The 16,347-nt window shown below is 42.7% G+C and carries 15 protein-coding genes; all 15 read left to right on the top strand.

What is annotated here, in order from left to right; all coding sequences use genetic code 11:
* Positions 1–138: 138 nt before the first annotated feature.
* Positions 139–585, top strand: coding sequence for a division/cell wall cluster transcriptional repressor MraZ (gene mraZ / locus VMW78_06955; protein HUV50737.1), 447 nt, complete (start codon positions 139–141; stop codon positions 583–585).
* Between the two features lie 4 nt (positions 586–589).
* Positions 590–1,528 carry a 16S rRNA (cytosine(1402)-N(4))-methyltransferase RsmH gene (rsmH, locus tag VMW78_06950; protein ID HUV50736.1) on the top strand — a complete coding sequence of 313 codons (939 nt, stop codon included), beginning with the start codon at positions 590–592 and terminating at the stop codon, positions 1,526–1,528.
* An 82-nt stretch (positions 1,529–1,610) separates the two neighbouring features.
* Positions 1,611–1,910 carry a hypothetical protein gene (locus tag VMW78_06945; protein ID HUV50735.1) on the top strand — a complete coding sequence of 100 codons (300 nt, stop codon included), beginning with the start codon at positions 1,611–1,613 and terminating at the stop codon, positions 1,908–1,910.
* A complete protein-coding gene (locus VMW78_06940; protein ID HUV50734.1) occupies positions 1,907–3,730 on the top strand; it encodes a penicillin-binding protein 2 in 1,824 nt (607 codons plus the stop codon). The genes VMW78_06945 and VMW78_06940 overlap by 4 nt, the downstream gene beginning before the upstream one ends.
* Positions 3,727–5,283, top strand: a complete 1,557-nt coding sequence (locus VMW78_06935; GenBank protein HUV50733.1) for a UDP-N-acetylmuramoyl-L-alanyl-D-glutamate--2,6-diaminopimelate ligase — start codon at positions 3,727–3,729, stop codon at positions 5,281–5,283. Before VMW78_06940 ends, VMW78_06935 begins: the two co-directional genes overlap by 4 nt.
* Entirely contained in the window at positions 5,283–6,713 is a 1,431-nt protein-coding gene (gene murF, locus VMW78_06930; GenBank protein HUV50732.1) for a UDP-N-acetylmuramoyl-tripeptide--D-alanyl-D-alanine ligase, read from the top strand. The genes VMW78_06935 and murF overlap by 1 nt, the downstream gene beginning before the upstream one ends.
* A 14-nt stretch (positions 6,714–6,727) precedes the next feature.
* Positions 6,728–7,807 carry a phospho-N-acetylmuramoyl-pentapeptide-transferase gene (mraY, locus tag VMW78_06925; GenBank protein HUV50731.1) on the top strand — a complete coding sequence of 360 codons (1,080 nt, stop codon included), beginning with the start codon at positions 6,728–6,730 and terminating at the stop codon, positions 7,805–7,807.
* A gap of 90 nt (positions 7,808–7,897) precedes the next feature.
* The gene (murD, locus tag VMW78_06920; GenBank protein ID HUV50730.1) at positions 7,898–9,226 is read left to right on the top strand and encodes a UDP-N-acetylmuramoyl-L-alanine--D-glutamate ligase; all 1,329 of its coding nucleotides are present in this window, start codon (positions 7,898–7,900) and stop codon (positions 9,224–9,226) included.
* Positions 9,223–10,371, top strand: coding sequence for a putative lipid II flippase FtsW (gene ftsW, locus VMW78_06915; protein HUV50729.1), 1,149 nt, complete (start codon positions 9,223–9,225; stop codon positions 10,369–10,371). Before murD ends, ftsW begins: the two co-directional genes overlap by 4 nt.
* A 5-nt stretch (positions 10,372–10,376) precedes the next feature.
* The gene (gene murG, locus VMW78_06910) at positions 10,377–11,504 is read left to right on the top strand and encodes an undecaprenyldiphospho-muramoylpentapeptide beta-N-acetylglucosaminyltransferase (protein HUV50728.1); all 1,128 of its coding nucleotides are present in this window, start codon (positions 10,377–10,379) and stop codon (positions 11,502–11,504) included.
* A 24-nt stretch (positions 11,505–11,528) separates the two neighbouring features.
* Positions 11,529–12,914 (top strand): UDP-N-acetylmuramate--L-alanine ligase, encoded by a 1,386-nt coding sequence (murC, locus tag VMW78_06905; GenBank protein ID HUV50727.1) that lies wholly within the window; start codon positions 11,529–11,531, stop codon positions 12,912–12,914.
* Entirely contained in the window at positions 12,907–13,854 is a 948-nt protein-coding gene (murB, locus tag VMW78_06900; GenBank protein HUV50726.1) for a UDP-N-acetylmuramate dehydrogenase, read from the top strand. Before murC ends, murB begins: the two co-directional genes overlap by 8 nt.
* Before the next feature lie 4 nt (positions 13,855–13,858).
* Complete coding sequence (locus VMW78_06895; protein HUV50725.1) at positions 13,859–14,710, top strand: FtsQ-type POTRA domain-containing protein; 852 nt, start codon at positions 13,859–13,861, stop codon at positions 14,708–14,710.
* A 1-nt stretch (position 14,711) separates the two neighbouring features.
* A complete protein-coding gene (gene ftsA, locus VMW78_06890) occupies positions 14,712–15,938 on the top strand; it encodes a cell division protein FtsA (protein HUV50724.1) in 1,227 nt (408 codons plus the stop codon).
* Positions 15,939–15,979: 41 nt separating this feature from the next.
* Complete coding sequence (locus VMW78_06885; protein ID HUV50723.1) at positions 15,980–16,339, top strand: four helix bundle protein; 360 nt, start codon at positions 15,980–15,982, stop codon at positions 16,337–16,339.
* Positions 16,340–16,347: the final 8 nt, after the last annotated feature.

The following is a 16,347-nucleotide window of genomic DNA, read 5'->3' as shown; positions in this document are numbered from 1 at the left end:
ATTAATACAAATTCTTACCTTTAACTTTTATAAATCATTATAAAAAATATAAATCTTTTTATTTTTTTCTTGACACCTTGATTGAAATGTACTTTTATCTAAAAAAAAGTGGATAAAAGTGGGCAATTGGGGTGTTATATGTTCAGGGGCAGCTCCTATAATACAATTGATTCAAAAGGACGCGTCATAATTCCGGCAAGGTTTCGTGATGTCATTAAGGATGGCGGTGGTGACGGCGTAATGGTTACCAGGCTTGACAGGTCTCTGTTTGCATATACTTTTGATCAGTGGGGTGAAATCGAGTCCAAAGTATTGTCCCTGGCCCAGACCAGTGAATATATGCGGCGTTTCAGGAGGGTTTTTATTGGGGGAGCATCTGATTGCATGTGTGATAAGCAGGGGCGTATCCTGATTCCGTCGGTATTAAGACAGTATGCCGGGCTTGAAAAGGAGATCGTGCTTGTGGGCCAAATTGCTCACTTTGAAATATGGTCAAAAGAAAGATATGAGCAGGAAGCGATGCAGATGGAAGATGATATGAAAAAGGAGGATGTTGGAAACGAAATTGCAAAATTAGGGCTTTAATCCAATGTCATACAAACATATTCCTGTCATGCTGAGTGAAGCGGTCCATTTCCTGAATTGTATTCCAGGGAAAACCTATGTTGACTGCACGCTTGGCGGTTCAGGCCATGCTCTTGCCATTGTGGAAAAAATTATCCCCGGCGGGTTATTGATCGGGATAGATCAGGATAAGGATGCAATATTAAATGCAAACAAGGCCTTGAAACCATATGAATCAAATGTCCGTCTTTTTCACGAAAATTTTGTTAATCTTCCGGATATTCTTTCACAGATAAATATTGATGCAGTAGACGGTATTCTTTTAGATCTTGGAGTTTCCTTTTATCAACTCGAATTAAGCGGCAGAGGCTTTAGTTTCAAAAAGGACGAGCCTCTGGATATGCGTATGAACATTAACTCGCGGGTAAAAGCCGAAGATTTGGTAAACAGGATGGATGAAGAAGGTCTGAAAAAACTTTTTAAGCAGTACGGCGAGGAGCGCTGGGCAAAACAGATAGCACGTAATATCGTAAAGGTAAGAAAGCTAAAAAGAATCTGTTCAGCCGGGCAGTTAGCTCAAATAGTATGTGACTCTGTCCCAAAGAAATCTTTATTTACTCAGAAAATTCATCCTGCTACTCGAGTGTTCATGGCTCTTAGGATTGCCGTTAATAGAGAGCTCGAAGTGCTTGATTCGTTTATGCAAAACGCCGTAAATTTCTTAAGGCCCAAAGGCCGTCTTTGTGTAATATCTTTCCATTCCCTTGAAGATCGAATTGTAAAACATCAAATAAAAGCTCTGGAGGGCAAGTGCATTTGTCCGCCGGACTTTCCAAAATGTGTTTGTAATCCAAAAAGGGTTGTTCGCTCTTTGACCAGGAGAGTATTGCGGCCTACTGAAGAAGAGATAGCGGCCAATCCCATGGCAAGAAGCGCAAAACTAAGGGCTTGCGAAAAAATATAGCTTTAGTCCTTTATTAATAAATTTCTTTGCGTCCTCTGCGGCTTTGCGGTGAATAAAAAAACTTATCAGGGTTAGATTGCTAATGGGTTTTAAAAAAAGAAAAAATAATTTTCGCAAATCAAAACCAACAGGAGTCTGGTTTGTTTTGTTATCGTTTTTCATTGTCGAACTTTTTTCTTATACCTGGTGCAGAGTTCAATGTGTGGGGATCGGATATGAGATAACAAAAGAAATAGATAATAATCAAAGAATTATAACCTTGCAAAACAAATTAAAAACAGAGCTTGCAAGTCTGAAATCTCCGAAACGGCTTGCAGAAATAGCAAGTCGGAAGCTCAATCTGACAAGGCCGACTTTAAAACAGATTATTATAATTCCATGAAACCAAAACATCGAATATTATCCGAAACCAACAGCACCGGTTTTCAACAAAGGCGTATCGGAGTGCGCTCTATGCTTATTGGTTTTATTTTTAGCATTATTTTAGCTGCGATAGGGGCAAAGGCGGTATACCTGCAGGTTTTTTGCGGTCCGTGGCTGTCTCAAAAAGCAGCCGACCAATATGAAAAATCTTTTATATCCCCGGGAAAGCGCGGAACCATATATGATGCAAATCACAGAGAAATAGCAGTCAGCATAGACATGGCATCAATAGCAGCATATCCCCAAAATATTTCAGAACCAGCAACTACGGCCAGGCTCATTGCAAGGGCACTGAAAATTGATGAAAGCTCCCTTTGCAGAAATCTAAATTTAAAAAAAAGATCATTTGTATGGGTAAAGCGTCATATTACACCCAGCGAGGCAACGCAGGTAAAGAATTTAAAGCTGAAAGGTATAGCTTTCATACCTGAGAACAAGCGTTTTTATCCAAACAGAACCCTTGCTGCACAGATGCTTGGATTTTCAGGCATCGATGGCCATGGTCTGGAAGGTATTGAATTTTATTATAACAATTATCTTGAAGGCGACGCAGGTAAATTTACGGTTTTAAAGGATGCATTCGGCCGTGGATTTAACGGCGGGGAAACAGTAGCCGGAGATTTCGGCGGAAACAACCTTATCCTGACTGTCGACAGGACAATACAGCACATAGCGGAGAGCGCTCTTGAGGAAGCGGTTGATAAATTTTCCGCCAATTCCGGGATGGCGATAGTAATGGCCCCTAAAACAGGGGCTATATTGGCTATGGCGCACTATCCCTTTTTTAATCCTAATACTTTTAGCGGTTTTAAAAAGGAGCTTTGGAGAAACAGGGCAATAGCCGATCAGTTTGAACCAGGCTCAACCATGAAAATCTTCTCAGCAGCAGCGGCATTAGAATCAGGGAAATGCACACAGAATACTATTTTTTATTGCGAAAACGGCTCATACGGAATCGGGAAAGATATTGTTCATGACACCAAGCCTCATGGTTGGATGTCCTTGCAGCAGATCGTTAAATATTCAAGCAATATCGGTATAGTTAAGGTTGCTGAAACAACCGGCCAGGATTTGCTTTATAAGACTCTGAGCGATTTTGGTTTTGGTAAAAAGAGCGGAATAGACTGCCCGGGGGAAACATCCGGAAGCCTGGCTTCACATAAGCGATGGTCAAAAATAGATGCCGGAGCAATTTCATTCGGCCAGGGGATTTCCGTATCAGCGCTTCAGCTTATAACAGCCACTTGCGCGATTGCCAACGGCGGGATTCTAATGAAGCCTTATATTGTGCAGGCCATAATGGATCAGAATGGACGTTTGATAAAAAGTTCAGGCCCTTGCGAGGTTAGAAGGGTTATTTCGGTACAAACATCCGGAATCTTGAAAAAGATAATGGAATCTGTAACCGATGATGGAGGCACAGGGGTCAATGCAGCGCTTGAAGGTTATTCTGTTTGCGGTAAGACAGGCACTGCTCAGAAAGTTGATGAAAAAGGAACATATGCCAAAGATAAATATATAGCATCATTTGTCGGGTTTGCTTCTTCACAAAATCCTGAAATAGCTGTCCTGGTTGTAATTGATGAGCCTGAGCAACAGTATTTTGGTAGTATTGTCGCAGCCCCGGTATTTAAAAAAATTGCCTTTGAAACCCTGAATTATATGAATCTGCCGGCTACTCATAATGCGCCTTATGGCACTCCTGTTAATAGACGGGCCGGTCTGAACAGATTTAATGGATCAGATAAAATTAGACATTTTTCAAAGGTTTCAGCATGAAACTTTCGCATTTGCTTAAAACAATTGCTGTAAAAAGTATTTCCGGTAAAAAAAAAGAGGAAGGAATGGATAAGGCTGAGGTGGTTTCAATCCATTGCAGAGCACAGGATGTTAAGCAAAGCGGGATCTTTGTGGCTATACAGGGCAATGTGATGGATGGCCATGACTATGTTGACGTGGCATTGGCAAATGGCGCATCAGCAATTATTACACAAAAGCCGATTGACCGGGATTCAATAATTATCGAGGTTGAAAATACCAGGAAGGCTCTATCTGCCATGTCTGCCGCCTTTTACGGCAACCCCTCCGAAGATTTATTTTTAATAGGAATAACCGGCACAAACGGCAAAACAACCACAGCCTATCTGATCGAAAGCATACTTTTAAATGCCGGTTTCAGAGTGGGTGTTATAGGGACGATAAATTACCGTTGTTCAGGCAAAGTATTTAATAGTCCTGTTACAACGCCTGAATCGCTTGATCTTCAGAGAATTTTAGCCGAGATGCTAAAACAGGGCATTACACATGTTGTTATGGAGGTTTCATCACATGCCATAGACCAGCACAGGATCGCGAATTGCTGGTTTGATGTTGGTGTATTTACCAATCTGACCCGGGATCACCTTGATTATCACGGGGATATGGATTCCTACTGGTCGTGTAAGAAAAGGCTTTTTACAGAAAATCTAATGTCAGGGCCCAAAAAAGGCAGGACCCTGGCTGTAATTAATTGTGACGATACAAGGGGAAAGGAACTCGCGTCGGAGCTCAAAGCTCAAAGCTCAAAGCCGGAAGTCTTTGAGCTTTCGGACAATATGATCAGGCCTTCTAATATCAAGTGCGAACCGAGCGGCATTGCGGGAAGACTTTCAACCATAAAAGGGGTGTTTGATTTCAGATCATCCCTTGTCGGCAAACATAATCTGAAAAACATAATAAGCGTTACAGGTGTCGGAATTTCTTTAAACCTGCCGCTTGATGTCATAAAGGCAGGAATAGAGGCTCTCACCCGCATACCAGGCAGGCTTGAAGCTATTCCAAATACTGCCGGGCGTTTTGTATATGTGGATTATGCGCATACTCCTGATGCTCTGGAAAATGTTTTATCCTCTTTAAGATCAATGGCCCAGGCAAGAATAATCTGCGTATTCGGCTGTGGAGGCGACCGGGATAAAGGTAAGCGACATCAAATGGGCGAAATCGCCGGCAGGTTATGCGAGGTTGCTGTTGTTACATCGGATAATCCACGCACAGAGGCGCCTATGGATATCATTACGCAGGTGCTTGATGGAATGAGAAAAACGTCAATACCGGAATATGACCGCGCGGATATGGATAGTCTGTCAAACCAGGATAAGGGGAAAAAAGGATATGTCGTGGAACCTGATCGTAAAAAGGCCATAGAGCTTGCCGTTACAATATCCAGGGCAGACGATATTGTTCTGATAGCAGGCAAGGGCCATGAAACCTATCAGATAATCGGCGGTAAAACCATCCCCTTTGATGATGGAAAAGAGGCTGAAACAGCTTTAAGGAATTTGCAAAATCTTTGATGACCGACAATTACACAAAACCGATGCCGTGGACAAGTGCCGATATAGTCGGTGCTACAAAGGGAGATTTGTTGCTCGGTGATATAAAGAGCACATTTTCAGGCATCTCCATTGATTCTCGCAGCATATCTGTTGATGAGCTGTTTGTCGCGATCAGAGGAAATATCCATGATGGGTTTTCTTTTGCCTGCGATGTAATCAAGAAGGGTGTTCGCGGTCTTCTTGTAAACATGGATAAAGCAAACGTTTTGCCAAACGAAAAATGGAAAAAAAAGGGGGTTGTTTGTGTTGCGGTAAAGGATACGACAAAGGCTCTGGGGGATCTTGCCCGTTTTAATCGCAAGCGGGCGGATGTTTCTGTTGTGGCGATAACCGGATCAAACGGCAAAACCAGTACCAAGGATATGACTGCCGCGGTCGTTGCCAGGAAATTTTGCACTTTGTCGACCAAGGGTAATTTAAACAATGAAATCGGGCTTCCATTAACCCTTCTAAGGCTTTGCCGTTGCCATGAATGGGCTGTTCTCGAGCTTGGCATGAACAGACCCGGAGAGATAGGAATGCTTGCGGATATTTGTTTGCCTGACATCGGCATTATCACCAATATAAGCCATGCTCATTTAGAGGGATTAGGTTCAATAGAAGGAATTATGCGCGCCAAGGGGGAGCTCCTGGAGAAAATCAGGCCGGACGGCACGGCAATTCTCAATGCAGATGACCGGAGAGTTGTTGATCTGGCGAATAAAACCTCAAGGCATGTGCTTTTTTATGGGCTGTCAGACAGAGCTGCTGTCAGGGCTGAGTCTGTGATTAACAGGGAATCCGGAGTTTCATTTACGCTGATTTTGCCGTCAGGAACTGTTTCAGTAAATCTTGGTGTTTTCGGCGATTTTATGGTGTCAAATGCGCTTGCCGCAGCCGCTGTTGGATATCTTATGGGTCAAAGCGCGCTTGAAATTAAAGCCGGTCTTGAGGATTTTAAGCCGGCTCATGGGAGGATGAATATTCTTATGATAAGCCGGGCTAATATAATTGACGACACATACAATGCTAATCCGGATTCAATGAAAGCCTCAATCATGACGCTTAAATCATTAAAGGGCAAAAATAGAGGGGCCATCATTGCCGGCGATATGTTCGAACTTGGCGAATATGCTGAGACCATGCATAAAAAGATCGGTTCGTTATCCGCCAAATCCGATATTGCAAAGCTCTATATTACGGGTGAGTTTGCAGAAAGTGTCGCGGCAGGCGCCAGGGAAGAAGATGATTCGCTGGATATCTTTACAGGAACCAGAGAAGAGATTCTCGAAGACCTGGCAGACTGGCTCATGCCCGGCGACTGGGTTCTGATTAAGGGTTCCAGAGCAATGGGCATGGAAAAGATAGTAGAAGGGCTTAGAGAGCGGGTCGGCTATAAAGCCGCTTAACAGGGGATTTAATTATGTTTTATCATTTACTTTATCCGCTGCACGAAACAATTTCGGTTTTTAATGTATTTCAGTACATTACATTCCGAACCATCTATGCCAGCCTGACGGCTTTGTTGATCTGTTTTTTTCTTGGACCATGGGTTATCAAAAAACTCACAGACAGGCAGATCGGGCAGTATATCAGGGAAGATGGCCCTGAAGCGCACAGCAAAAAAGCAGGAACACCCACAATGGGCGGAATTCTGATTGTATTCTCGGTTGTAATATCGACACTTCTCTGGACTGATTTGTCAAATTTTTACATATGGATAATTCTTCTGATTACAATCGGGTACAGCGTTATAGGCTTTATTGATGACTATCTCATGCAGGCCAAGAAGAGAAGCAAGGGTTTAAGCGGTCGAAACAAGCTGCTGCTGCAGGCAACACTTGCAATCGGAGCAGGTGTTTTGCTTTTTTCTCACACCGGTTTCACTACAACCATAACCATACCCTTTTTTAAAAACATGTCTCCGGATATCGGCTGGGGATATATATTTTTTACAACCCTTGTGATCGTCGGGACTTCAAACGCCGTTAATCTTACGGACGGTCTTGACGGTCTTGCAATCGGGCCTGTGATCATAGTTTCGGCCACATACATGATTTTTGCCTATGTTGCCGGCCATGTCAAAATCGCCGATTATCTGCAGATCAATTATGTCTCCGGATGCGGGGAGATAACTATATTCTGCGGAGCGTTAGCCGGCGCAGGTCTCGGTTTTTTGTGGTTTAACACATATCCGGCACAGATTTTCATGGGGGATGTCGGCTCCCTTCCAATAGGGGCTGCACTTGGGACAGCAGCCGTTATTACAAAGCAGGAAATACTGCTTGTGCTTGTGGGGGGGCTGTTTGTAATTGAAGCGCTTTCCGTTATATTTCAGGTCGGCTTTTTCAAGATGACAAACGGCCGCAGGATTTTCAAAATGGCCCCTCTTCATCATCATTTTGAATTAAAAGGGTGGGCGGAGCCAAAAATCATAGTTCGATTCTGGATAATATCGATTATGCTTGCCCTTCTTTCCATGAGTACGCTGAAGCTCAGGTAGGAAGAAAATTGTTAATTTTGAATGTTGAATTTTAAATTAAAATCGGATTTTTTTCATTCACAATTAAAAATTAAAAACTCAAAATTATATATGCAGATTGCCAATAAAAATATTGTAGTAGTGGGTCTGGGAAAGTCCGGGTTTGCGGCTGCCTGTTTTTTAAAGAAAAGGGGCGCGTCGGTTATTGTTACAGACAAAGCAGAAGAAGACAAACTGGAAGCTTATGCGCCTGTTTTGCGTGAAATGGGCATCAAGATGGAGCTTGGGCAGCATAGAATTGATACTTTTGAAAAATCGGATCTCATTGTTGTAAGCCCTGGGGTCCCTCATGATATTTTGCCGATAAAAAGAGCCGCGTTAAAGGGGATACCGATATTGGGAGAAATCGAGCTTGCCTGTAGATTTATACGGGAACCTGTTGTCGCGGTGACAGGCACTAACGGCAAGACCACAACCACAACACTTTTAGGAGACATGCTTAAAAAATCAGGCCAAAGGGTTTTTGTCGGAGGCAATATAGGCAATCCTTTAATTGAATATGCGGACAAAGGGGAAAAGGCTGAAATTATTGTGGCTGAAATAAGCAGTTTTCAGCTTGATACAATAGATACTTTCAGGCCAAAGGTGGGAGTAGTGCTGAACATTACTGAAGATCATCTTGACCGTTATTCTGATTTTGCGGCTTATGCCAAGTCTAAGGCGCGGATATTTGAAAACCAGAAGGAAAGTGATGTTGCCGTGTTTAATGGTCTTGACCCTCTTATAGGTTCTATATGTAAAAATATTAAAAGCAAAAAATTGTCCTTTTATAATCAGATCGCAGATGATGCTGAAATAAATACTTTTTTTAAATCTCTTGATTTTTCATCCATAAAGCTTTCGGGAAAACATAACCTGGAAAATGCTTATGCGGCATCGCTGGCATCGCTGGCGATTGGAGGGAGTTTAGAGGGGATACAATCGGCTTTAAGTAGTTTTAAAGGGCTTCCTCATCGGCTCGAATATGTTGCCACAATAAATGAGGTTGGTTTTTTCAACGATTCAAAGGCAACAAATGTTGATGCGGTCGCAAGGGCGCTTGAAACCTTCAGCAAGCCGGTAATTCTTATTATGGGAGGTCGTGATAAGGGCGGTAATTTTCGAACCCTCAGAGATTTGGTGAGCCGGCATGTTAAAAGGCTCATTGTTTTTGGAGAAGCAAAAGAGGATATAGCGTCCGCACTTGGCGATATAACATCAACAAAAAGGGCTTCTTCAATGGAGGATGCTGTGCTGTCGGCTTATCATGCAGCCTCTCCAGGAGATGTGGTTCTTCTATCTCCGGCATGCGCAAGCTTTGACATGTATACCAGCTATGCCAAGCGGGGAGAAGACTTTTGCAGGGCTGTCGGCAAAATAAATAAAAGCAGGCTGAAATGAAAAAAGGCAAAGCAGAAAAAATACCGGTTTTAAGAGCCTATGGCGCGGAAACAGGACATTACGATGTCAAGCTTCTGTTTCCGGTGCTTTTCCTTGTGGGGATAGGAATTGTAATGGTTTACAGTGCCAGTTCAGCCCTTGCTCTTAAAAAGTTCGGCAGCGATTATTATTTTTTGAAAAAACAGGTCCTTTTTTCCCTGCTTGGTATCCTTGTTCTGGTTGCTTGCAGGCACATTCCATTGAAACTTATCCGTTCTTTAACATACCCGATTCTTATTCTGGCCGTTATTACTCTTGTAGCAGTGAAGACTACAGAATTTGGATATTCTGTGAATGGTTCAACGCGCTGGCTGCGGTTTGGTTGTTTAAATTTTCAGCCGTCGGAATTTGCCCGTTTTGCGCTGGTAATCTATCTGGCTTATTCCATGAGCAAAAAAAAGGATGTTCTCAAAGATTTTTATATAGGTTTTTTACCCCACTTTTTTATTCTTTGCATGTTTACAACCCTGATATTTCTTCAGCCTGATTTTGGGTCTGTGCTTATTCTCTGGATTATTACATGGATCATGCTTTATGTCGGTGGGGCACGCATTTTACATCTTTTGTCCCCTTTAATATTTTTACTCCCTGCTGCTTACTTTTTAATGATTAACTCAGAGTATCGCTTAAAACGTATCATCAGTTTCTGGGACCCGTGGCAGTATTCAATGAATGAGGGTTATCAGATCATCCATTCTCTCATGGCTTTTGGTACAGGTGGAATATGGGGCACAGGAATCGGAAAAGGTTACCAGAAACTATTTTATCTTCCTGAACCACATACGGATTTTATCTTTTCGGTCATTGGTGAAGAGCTTGGTTTGTGCGGGGTGCTGATTGTCATAGGGCTTTATTCTCTGATCTTATGGAAGGGCATAAATATCGCGAAAAACGCCGGGGATTATTTTGAGTCGTTTATGGCTGTCGGCATTACATCTGCAATAGCCATTCAGGTTTGCATTAATATGGGAGTTGCTGTCGGACTTTTGCCGACCAAGGGGCTTGCATTACCTTTTTTGAGTTATGGCGGGACATCGCTTTTATTCAGTATGGCATCAATAGGGATACTGAATAATATAGAAGCGTCAGGATTGAAGGGCGAATAACACTTATGCGCATTATTATCGCAGGCGGTGGTACAGGAGGACATCTTTTTCCGGGTATAGCTATTGCAGACGCCTTTGCAACGCGGGATAAGGAGAACAGAGTTCTTTTCGTCAGCACAGGCAATCCTTTTGAAATAGCTATTTTATCAAAAACTGTTTTTAAACATAAACCTATTACAGCAGAAGGGATCAAGGGCAGGGGATTATGGAGGCAGGCTGTTTCGGTCTTAAAAATACCAAAAGCAATACTTGAATCCATCATGATTCTTAAGGATTTCAGGCCCGACCTTGTTGCAGGGGTCGGCGGTTATTCTGCCGGACCGGTTGTTATAGCGGCATGGCTTATGGGCATTAAGATCGTCATCCATGAGCAGAATATTCTGCCTGGAATTACAAATCGCATTTTATCCGGTTTTGCGGACAGAATATATGTATCCTTTAAAGACACAAGATTAGAGAGATTCCGATGGCTTGTCCCTGTTGAACCGGAAAAAATACTTGTTTCAGGGAATCCGGTACGCAAGGAGATTCTGCAACCCACAATAGATCCGCAGGATGCAGGTTCGGCTGATCAATTGCGGAAAAAACCTTTTACAGTACTGATTCTTGGGGGAAGCCAGGGGGCTCACAGCATAAATACGGCTGTTTTAGAAGCTTTTGAATATTTGAAGGAAAAGGATAAATATTTTTTTGTGCATCAGACCGGATCTGCCGACGAACAAGATGTAAAAAGAGCATACATGAAAAGCGGTATTTCCTGCATGGTTAAATCTTTTTTCGACGATATGGCCACGCAGTATCATAATGCCGACCTGGTTGTTTGCAGGGCAGGCGCGACAACTGTGGCCGAAGTCGCGGTCATAGGCAAGGGGGTTATTTTCATACCATATCCTTTTGCCGCCGACGATCATCAGGTTTTAAATGCAGGTTCACTTGAAAATGCAGGTGCGGCTGAAATGATACTTCAAAAAGATCTTGCCGGTAAAAAGCTTGCCGAAAGAATCGAGTACTATGCATCAAATCCAGGAGCCCTTAAGGCTATGGCTTCCAAGGCAAAGTCCATCGGCAGATCCAATGCGGCTGAGGCTATTGTTGACGATTGTTACAAGTTGATTAGGGGATTAAGGGATTGAATTGCCAATTCCTAATTTACGAATATGTATCATAAGAAATATCACATGCACTTTGTTGGAATCGGCGGCATAGGGATGAGCGGTATTGCCGAACTACTTCTTAATCTTGGATACAAGGTTTCAGGGTCTGATGTAAAATTGTCATCCATTACCGAGCGCCTGGAAAGGCTGGGATGCACTGTATTTAAAGGGCATTCCAGGGAGCAGATCAGAGGAGCCAATGTTGTGGTAACATCGTCGGCAATCGAGCCTGGAAATCCGGAAGTTGTCGGGGCCGGAGAAATGTCGATTCCCGTGATACCAAGGGCTGAGATGCTTGCCGAGCTTATGCGTTTAAAATACAGCATTGCAGTCGCGGGAACGCACGGCAAGACAACGACCACCTCAATAATTGCAAGTATTCTTGATAAAGGGGGGTTGGACCCGACAGTCGTTATCGGAGGAAAACTGAAAAGCATCGGCACAAATGTGCTTCTGGGCCATGGAGACTTTATTGTGGCTGAGGCTGATGAAAGCGATGGTTCATTTCTAAAAATGTCTCCTGCAATAGCAGTAGTGACAAATATAGACAAGGAACACCTTGATTTTTACAAGGACCTGAACGCCATAAAGGAGGTTTTTTTAAGATTTATAGATCGAGTCCCTTTTTACGGTCTTGTTGTCCTTTGTCTTGATAACGAGCCAATACAGGGCTTGATCCCGAAAATAAAGAAAAGATTCGTCACATACGGGATGAGTGCGCAAGCCGATTTTCAGGCTACTCATGTATCATTTGAAGGTCTTAAAAGCAGATTCAGTATTTATCATCATGGCTTGTTGCTTGGTGAAATAGTATTGAATCTGCCTGGATCTCATAACATCTATAATTCCATGGCAAGTATTGCGGTTGGGATTGAACTGGATATTCCGTTTAAAAAAATTAAATATGCTCTTGAAACTATTGAAGGGGTTCACCGCAGGCTTGAAGTCAAGGGGGAGATAAAGGGGATTACAGTCGTGGATGACTATGGCCACCATCCTACTGAAATCAAGGCAACGCTGCAGGCGGTTAAGACATGCTGGCCGGACAGACGCAAGGTGGTGGTATTTCAACCGCACCGCTATACAAGGACCAAAGCTCTTTTTGATGATTTTACGCGCGCTTTTTACCAGGCTGACAAACTTATACTTCTTCCCATATATCCTGCTGGAGAAGAAAAGATAACAGGGGTTGACAGCCTGTTGTTATGTGAGGGGATCAAGGCCCATGGCCACAGAGATGCCATATATGCAGACAGTGTTTCCGAATCTGTCTTTTATTTAAAAGAAACATTAAGGCAAGGGGATATTCTGCTTACTCTTGGCGCAGGGGATGTATGGAAAGCAGGGGAAGAAATACTTGAAGAGCTGAAAGCAACTAGTAATGCTTAATCCTGACTCAAAAAAATGGCTCGCAAAGCTTTTTGGCAAAAACGTCAAATTCAACGAACCTATGTCCAGGCACACCTCTTTACGGGTTGGCGGGCCTGCCTGGGCTTTTGTAACCCCTGAAAGTTTTGAAAAATTTTTGGAGCTTATCAAATGGTCTGAGAAAAAGGGGATTTACTGCATGGTAATCGGCGGCGGCACAAATCTTCTTGTAAAGGACAGCGGCATAAACGGGATTGTGGTTGTTCTTAATAAGTGTCTCGACGGCATTGCCGTAACAGGCGGCGGAAAGGGCTCTGTAATTGTAACAGCCATGGCCGGCACAAGGCTTCATACCCTTTGTTCTTTTGCCATAGACAACGGTTTTGAAGGAATGAATTTTGCTCTTGGCATTCCCGGAACCGTCGGAGGCGCCATTATAATGAATGCCGGCACTGCTTACGGAGCAACGGCCGATGCTATTGATTCCATAAAGGTTTTACTGCCCGCAGGGGAAACCAGAGTTATTTTAAGGCAAAATTTGCGGTTTGCTTACAGAAAACTCTCATGGGACAGGAAGATAACAGATATTGATAACGGGCAACCGATTATATTAAGCGGCTGTTTTTCTCTGCGTCCTTCGGACCCGCAAGGGTTGAAAAAGCAGGCTATGGAAATCTTGAAGGCACGCAAAAAAACACAGCCTTCGGGCTTTCCAAGCGCTGGATGTTTTTTTAAAAATCCTGCATTCGGCAAAACAGCAGGGGAGCTTATTGATCTGGCAGGGCTTAAAGGGAAATCGATCGGGGGCGCAAAGATATCATCAAAACATGCAAATTTTATCATTAATAAAGGTAATGCATCGGCAGCAGATATGCTCGCGCTGATGGAACTCATTCAGGGGGAAGTGTTGAAAATTTTTAACATAGAGCTTGAATCGGAAATTACAATAGCCGGGGGATAAGTATATGCGACAAAACTATTATAAAAACAGCCTGGCAAAAAGGCGCGCTAAAGTTATTCGGCGCATTATTGCCTGTTTCAAAATTATGGCTGCGGTTTCCCTGGTCACGGCTATGAGCATTGTTTTCATTTTTGGTTATGACCTGTTGACTCAGTGTGATTATTTCAGGGCAAACAGCATAATCGTTAAGGGAACGAACAGACTTTCCCAAAATCAGATAATTAAGCATGCCGGTATTGATGCTGGAATAAATATTTTTTCTGTAAATCTTTTTGCAACAAGAAAAAGATTGTTGGCACATCCATGGATCGACGATGCCGAAGTAATGAGGGAACTGCCGGATGGAATAAATATAAGGATAAAGGAGCATAAACCTCTTGCCATCATAGACCTTGGCCGCAAATTTCTGATAAACGATCATGGAGAGATATTTAAAGAGTTAGCAGCCTCAGATCCCGACAATTTGCCGATTATTATCGGTCTTGAGTTTTCTGATCTGGATGTTTCTGGTCTGGATGTTTCCGGAAAATTCCGCAACATACCTTTTAATGCAGTAATGGATGTATTGCAACTCGGGCAAAGACCGGGATCAATTATTCCAAACAAATTATTAAAAGTAATCAGTGTTGACAGGGAAATAGGCATTACACTTTATGCGTTTAACGGTATCAAAGCTATAAGCCTTGGATATAATAACTATCCAGGCAAGTATGAAAGACTTAAAAACGTTCTTTTCTATATGGAGAAAGGACTGATGTTTTCAGATTTTGATACTATAGACTTGAACAATTTGGATCGCATTGTGGTAAATCCGGTTAAAATTGAATCACCGGCTATGGATTATAAGGAGGCTTAAGATGGAGGGACAGGGAAAGATAATTGTCGGCCTTGATATCGGAACTACCAAGATTTGTGCCGTGGTCGGTGAATTGTCAGGGGATAAAATAAGCATCATCGGGATCGGCACTCATCCCTCAATCGGGCTTCGAAAAGGGGTGGTGGTTAATATTGAATCAACAGTAGAATCGATAAAAAAGGCTGTTGAAGAGGCTGAACTTATGGCTGGATGTGAAATTTCATCTGTTTATGCCGGAATCGCCGGAGGACATATAACCGGTTTTAACAGCCGCGGGATTGTAGCAATAAAGGGTTCGGAAATCACAAAACAAGACGTGGAACGTGTAATTGATGCGGCGCGGGCAGTTGCTATTCCCATGGATCGCGAAGTAATACATGTGCTTCCGCAGGAGTTCATTGTAGATGACGAAGCCGGCATCCAGAATCCTGTCGGCATGGCCGGTGTGCGATTGGAGGCAAAGATTCATATTGTTACAGGAGCTGTAACATCTGCCCATAACATTATAAAATGTGCAAATCGGTCAGGTCTTGATGTATGTGATATTGTTCTGGAGTCTCTTGCTTCAAGTGAAGCGGTTTTGACCGATGAAGAAAAGGAATTGGGAGCGGCCATTATCGACCTCGGCGGCGGCACTTCGGATCTGGCTATTTTTTCAGGTGGCAATATCAGACATACATTTGTACTTGGCATTGGAGGTAACAATCTTACGAATGATCTGGCAATCGGGCTGCGGACACCACATGCTGAAGCAGAAAAGATAAAGAAGAAATACGGGACCTGTATTACCCGCAATATACATGGTGAAGAAACAATCGAAGTGCCGGGCATGGGTGGGCGTAATCCCAGAAAACTCCCGATACAGATACTGGGAGAGATTTTAGAACCACGTATGGAAGAGATATTTACACTGATAAAAAGAGAAATATACAGGGCTGGCATGGAGAATATTATTTCATCAGGAGTGGTTATAACAGGAGGTTCAGCCCTTCTGAATGGAGCCGCTGATGTTGCGGAATCTATATTGCAACTTCCAACACGCCTTGGCAAACCCAGGGGAATCATAGGTCTTGTCGATATAGTGAATAATTCCATGTATGCTACAGGTGTCGGACTCGTTATATATGGCGCCAGGAATCAGAGCATAAAGAAATTCAGAATCCGTGACGGAAATATATTTAATAATATTATGACCAGGATGAAAAGATGGTTTAAAGATGTAATTTAATCTGTAACCGTTCACAGTTGAAAAAAACAGGAGGTATAATTATGGGAACATCTTTTGAAGATTTAGAAGTTCGGGAAAAATCTTGCAGGTTGTCGGTACGTCTTTATAAATTATTAAGAAATTGCCGTGATTATGGAATGAAAGATCAAATATTGCGCTCATCTATATCTATTCCATCAAATATTGCGGAAGGAAGCGAAAGAAAGAGTATTCCGGATTTTCAAAGGTTTATAAATATTGCAAAAAAATCGGCCGTGGATCTGAGAGCACAGATTTATATTTCACGAGAGCTTAATATATTTTCTGATTTAGATGCAAAGGAATTAATTCAAGACTTGAAATCAATATACAAAACGCTTCAATCCTTGCATGGTTCATTGAAAAAACAGTGTGAACTGTGAACCGACAA

The organism is Anaerolineae bacterium (assembly GCA_035529315.1).
Lineage (GTDB): Bacteria > Desulfobacterota > Desulfobacteria > Desulfobacterales > ETH-SRB1 > Desulfaltia.
Note: the sequence above shows the minus strand (reverse complement) of the source record. Positions and strands in the feature narration are given on the sequence as shown.

Excerpts from the sequence above, each read along its gene's own strand:
- murB (HUV50726.1), top strand. The coding sequence starts at position 12,907 with ATGCTTAATCCTGACTCAAAAAAATGGCTCGCAAAGCTTTTTGGCAAA.
- mraY (HUV50731.1), top strand. The coding sequence starts at position 6,728 with ATGTTTTATCATTTACTTTATCCGCTGCACGAAACAATTTCGGTTTTT.
- VMW78_06940 (HUV50734.1), top strand. The coding sequence starts at position 1,907 with ATGAAACCAAAACATCGAATATTATCCGAAACCAACAGCACCGGTTTT.
- murD (HUV50730.1), top strand. The coding sequence starts at position 7,898 with ATGCAGATTGCCAATAAAAATATTGTAGTAGTGGGTCTGGGAAAGTCC.
- VMW78_06885 (HUV50723.1), top strand. The coding sequence starts at position 15,980 with ATGGGAACATCTTTTGAAGATTTAGAAGTTCGGGAAAAATCTTGCAGG.
- ftsW (HUV50729.1), top strand. The coding sequence starts at position 9,223 with ATGAAAAAAGGCAAAGCAGAAAAAATACCGGTTTTAAGAGCCTATGGC.
- VMW78_06895 (HUV50725.1), top strand. The coding sequence starts at position 13,859 with ATGCGACAAAACTATTATAAAAACAGCCTGGCAAAAAGGCGCGCTAAA.
- murC (HUV50727.1), top strand. The coding sequence starts at position 11,529 with ATGTATCATAAGAAATATCACATGCACTTTGTTGGAATCGGCGGCATA.
- murF (HUV50732.1), top strand. The coding sequence starts at position 5,283 with ATGACCGACAATTACACAAAACCGATGCCGTGGACAAGTGCCGATATA.
- ftsA (HUV50724.1), top strand. The coding sequence starts at position 14,712 with ATGGAGGGACAGGGAAAGATAATTGTCGGCCTTGATATCGGAACTACC.
- mraZ (HUV50737.1), top strand. The coding sequence starts at position 139 with ATGTTCAGGGGCAGCTCCTATAATACAATTGATTCAAAAGGACGCGTC.
- VMW78_06945 (HUV50735.1), top strand. The coding sequence starts at position 1,611 with ATGGGTTTTAAAAAAAGAAAAAATAATTTTCGCAAATCAAAACCAACA.
- rsmH (HUV50736.1), top strand. The coding sequence starts at position 590 with ATGTCATACAAACATATTCCTGTCATGCTGAGTGAAGCGGTCCATTTC.
- VMW78_06935 (HUV50733.1), top strand. The coding sequence starts at position 3,727 with ATGAAACTTTCGCATTTGCTTAAAACAATTGCTGTAAAAAGTATTTCC.
- murG (HUV50728.1), top strand. The coding sequence starts at position 10,377 with ATGCGCATTATTATCGCAGGCGGTGGTACAGGAGGACATCTTTTTCCG.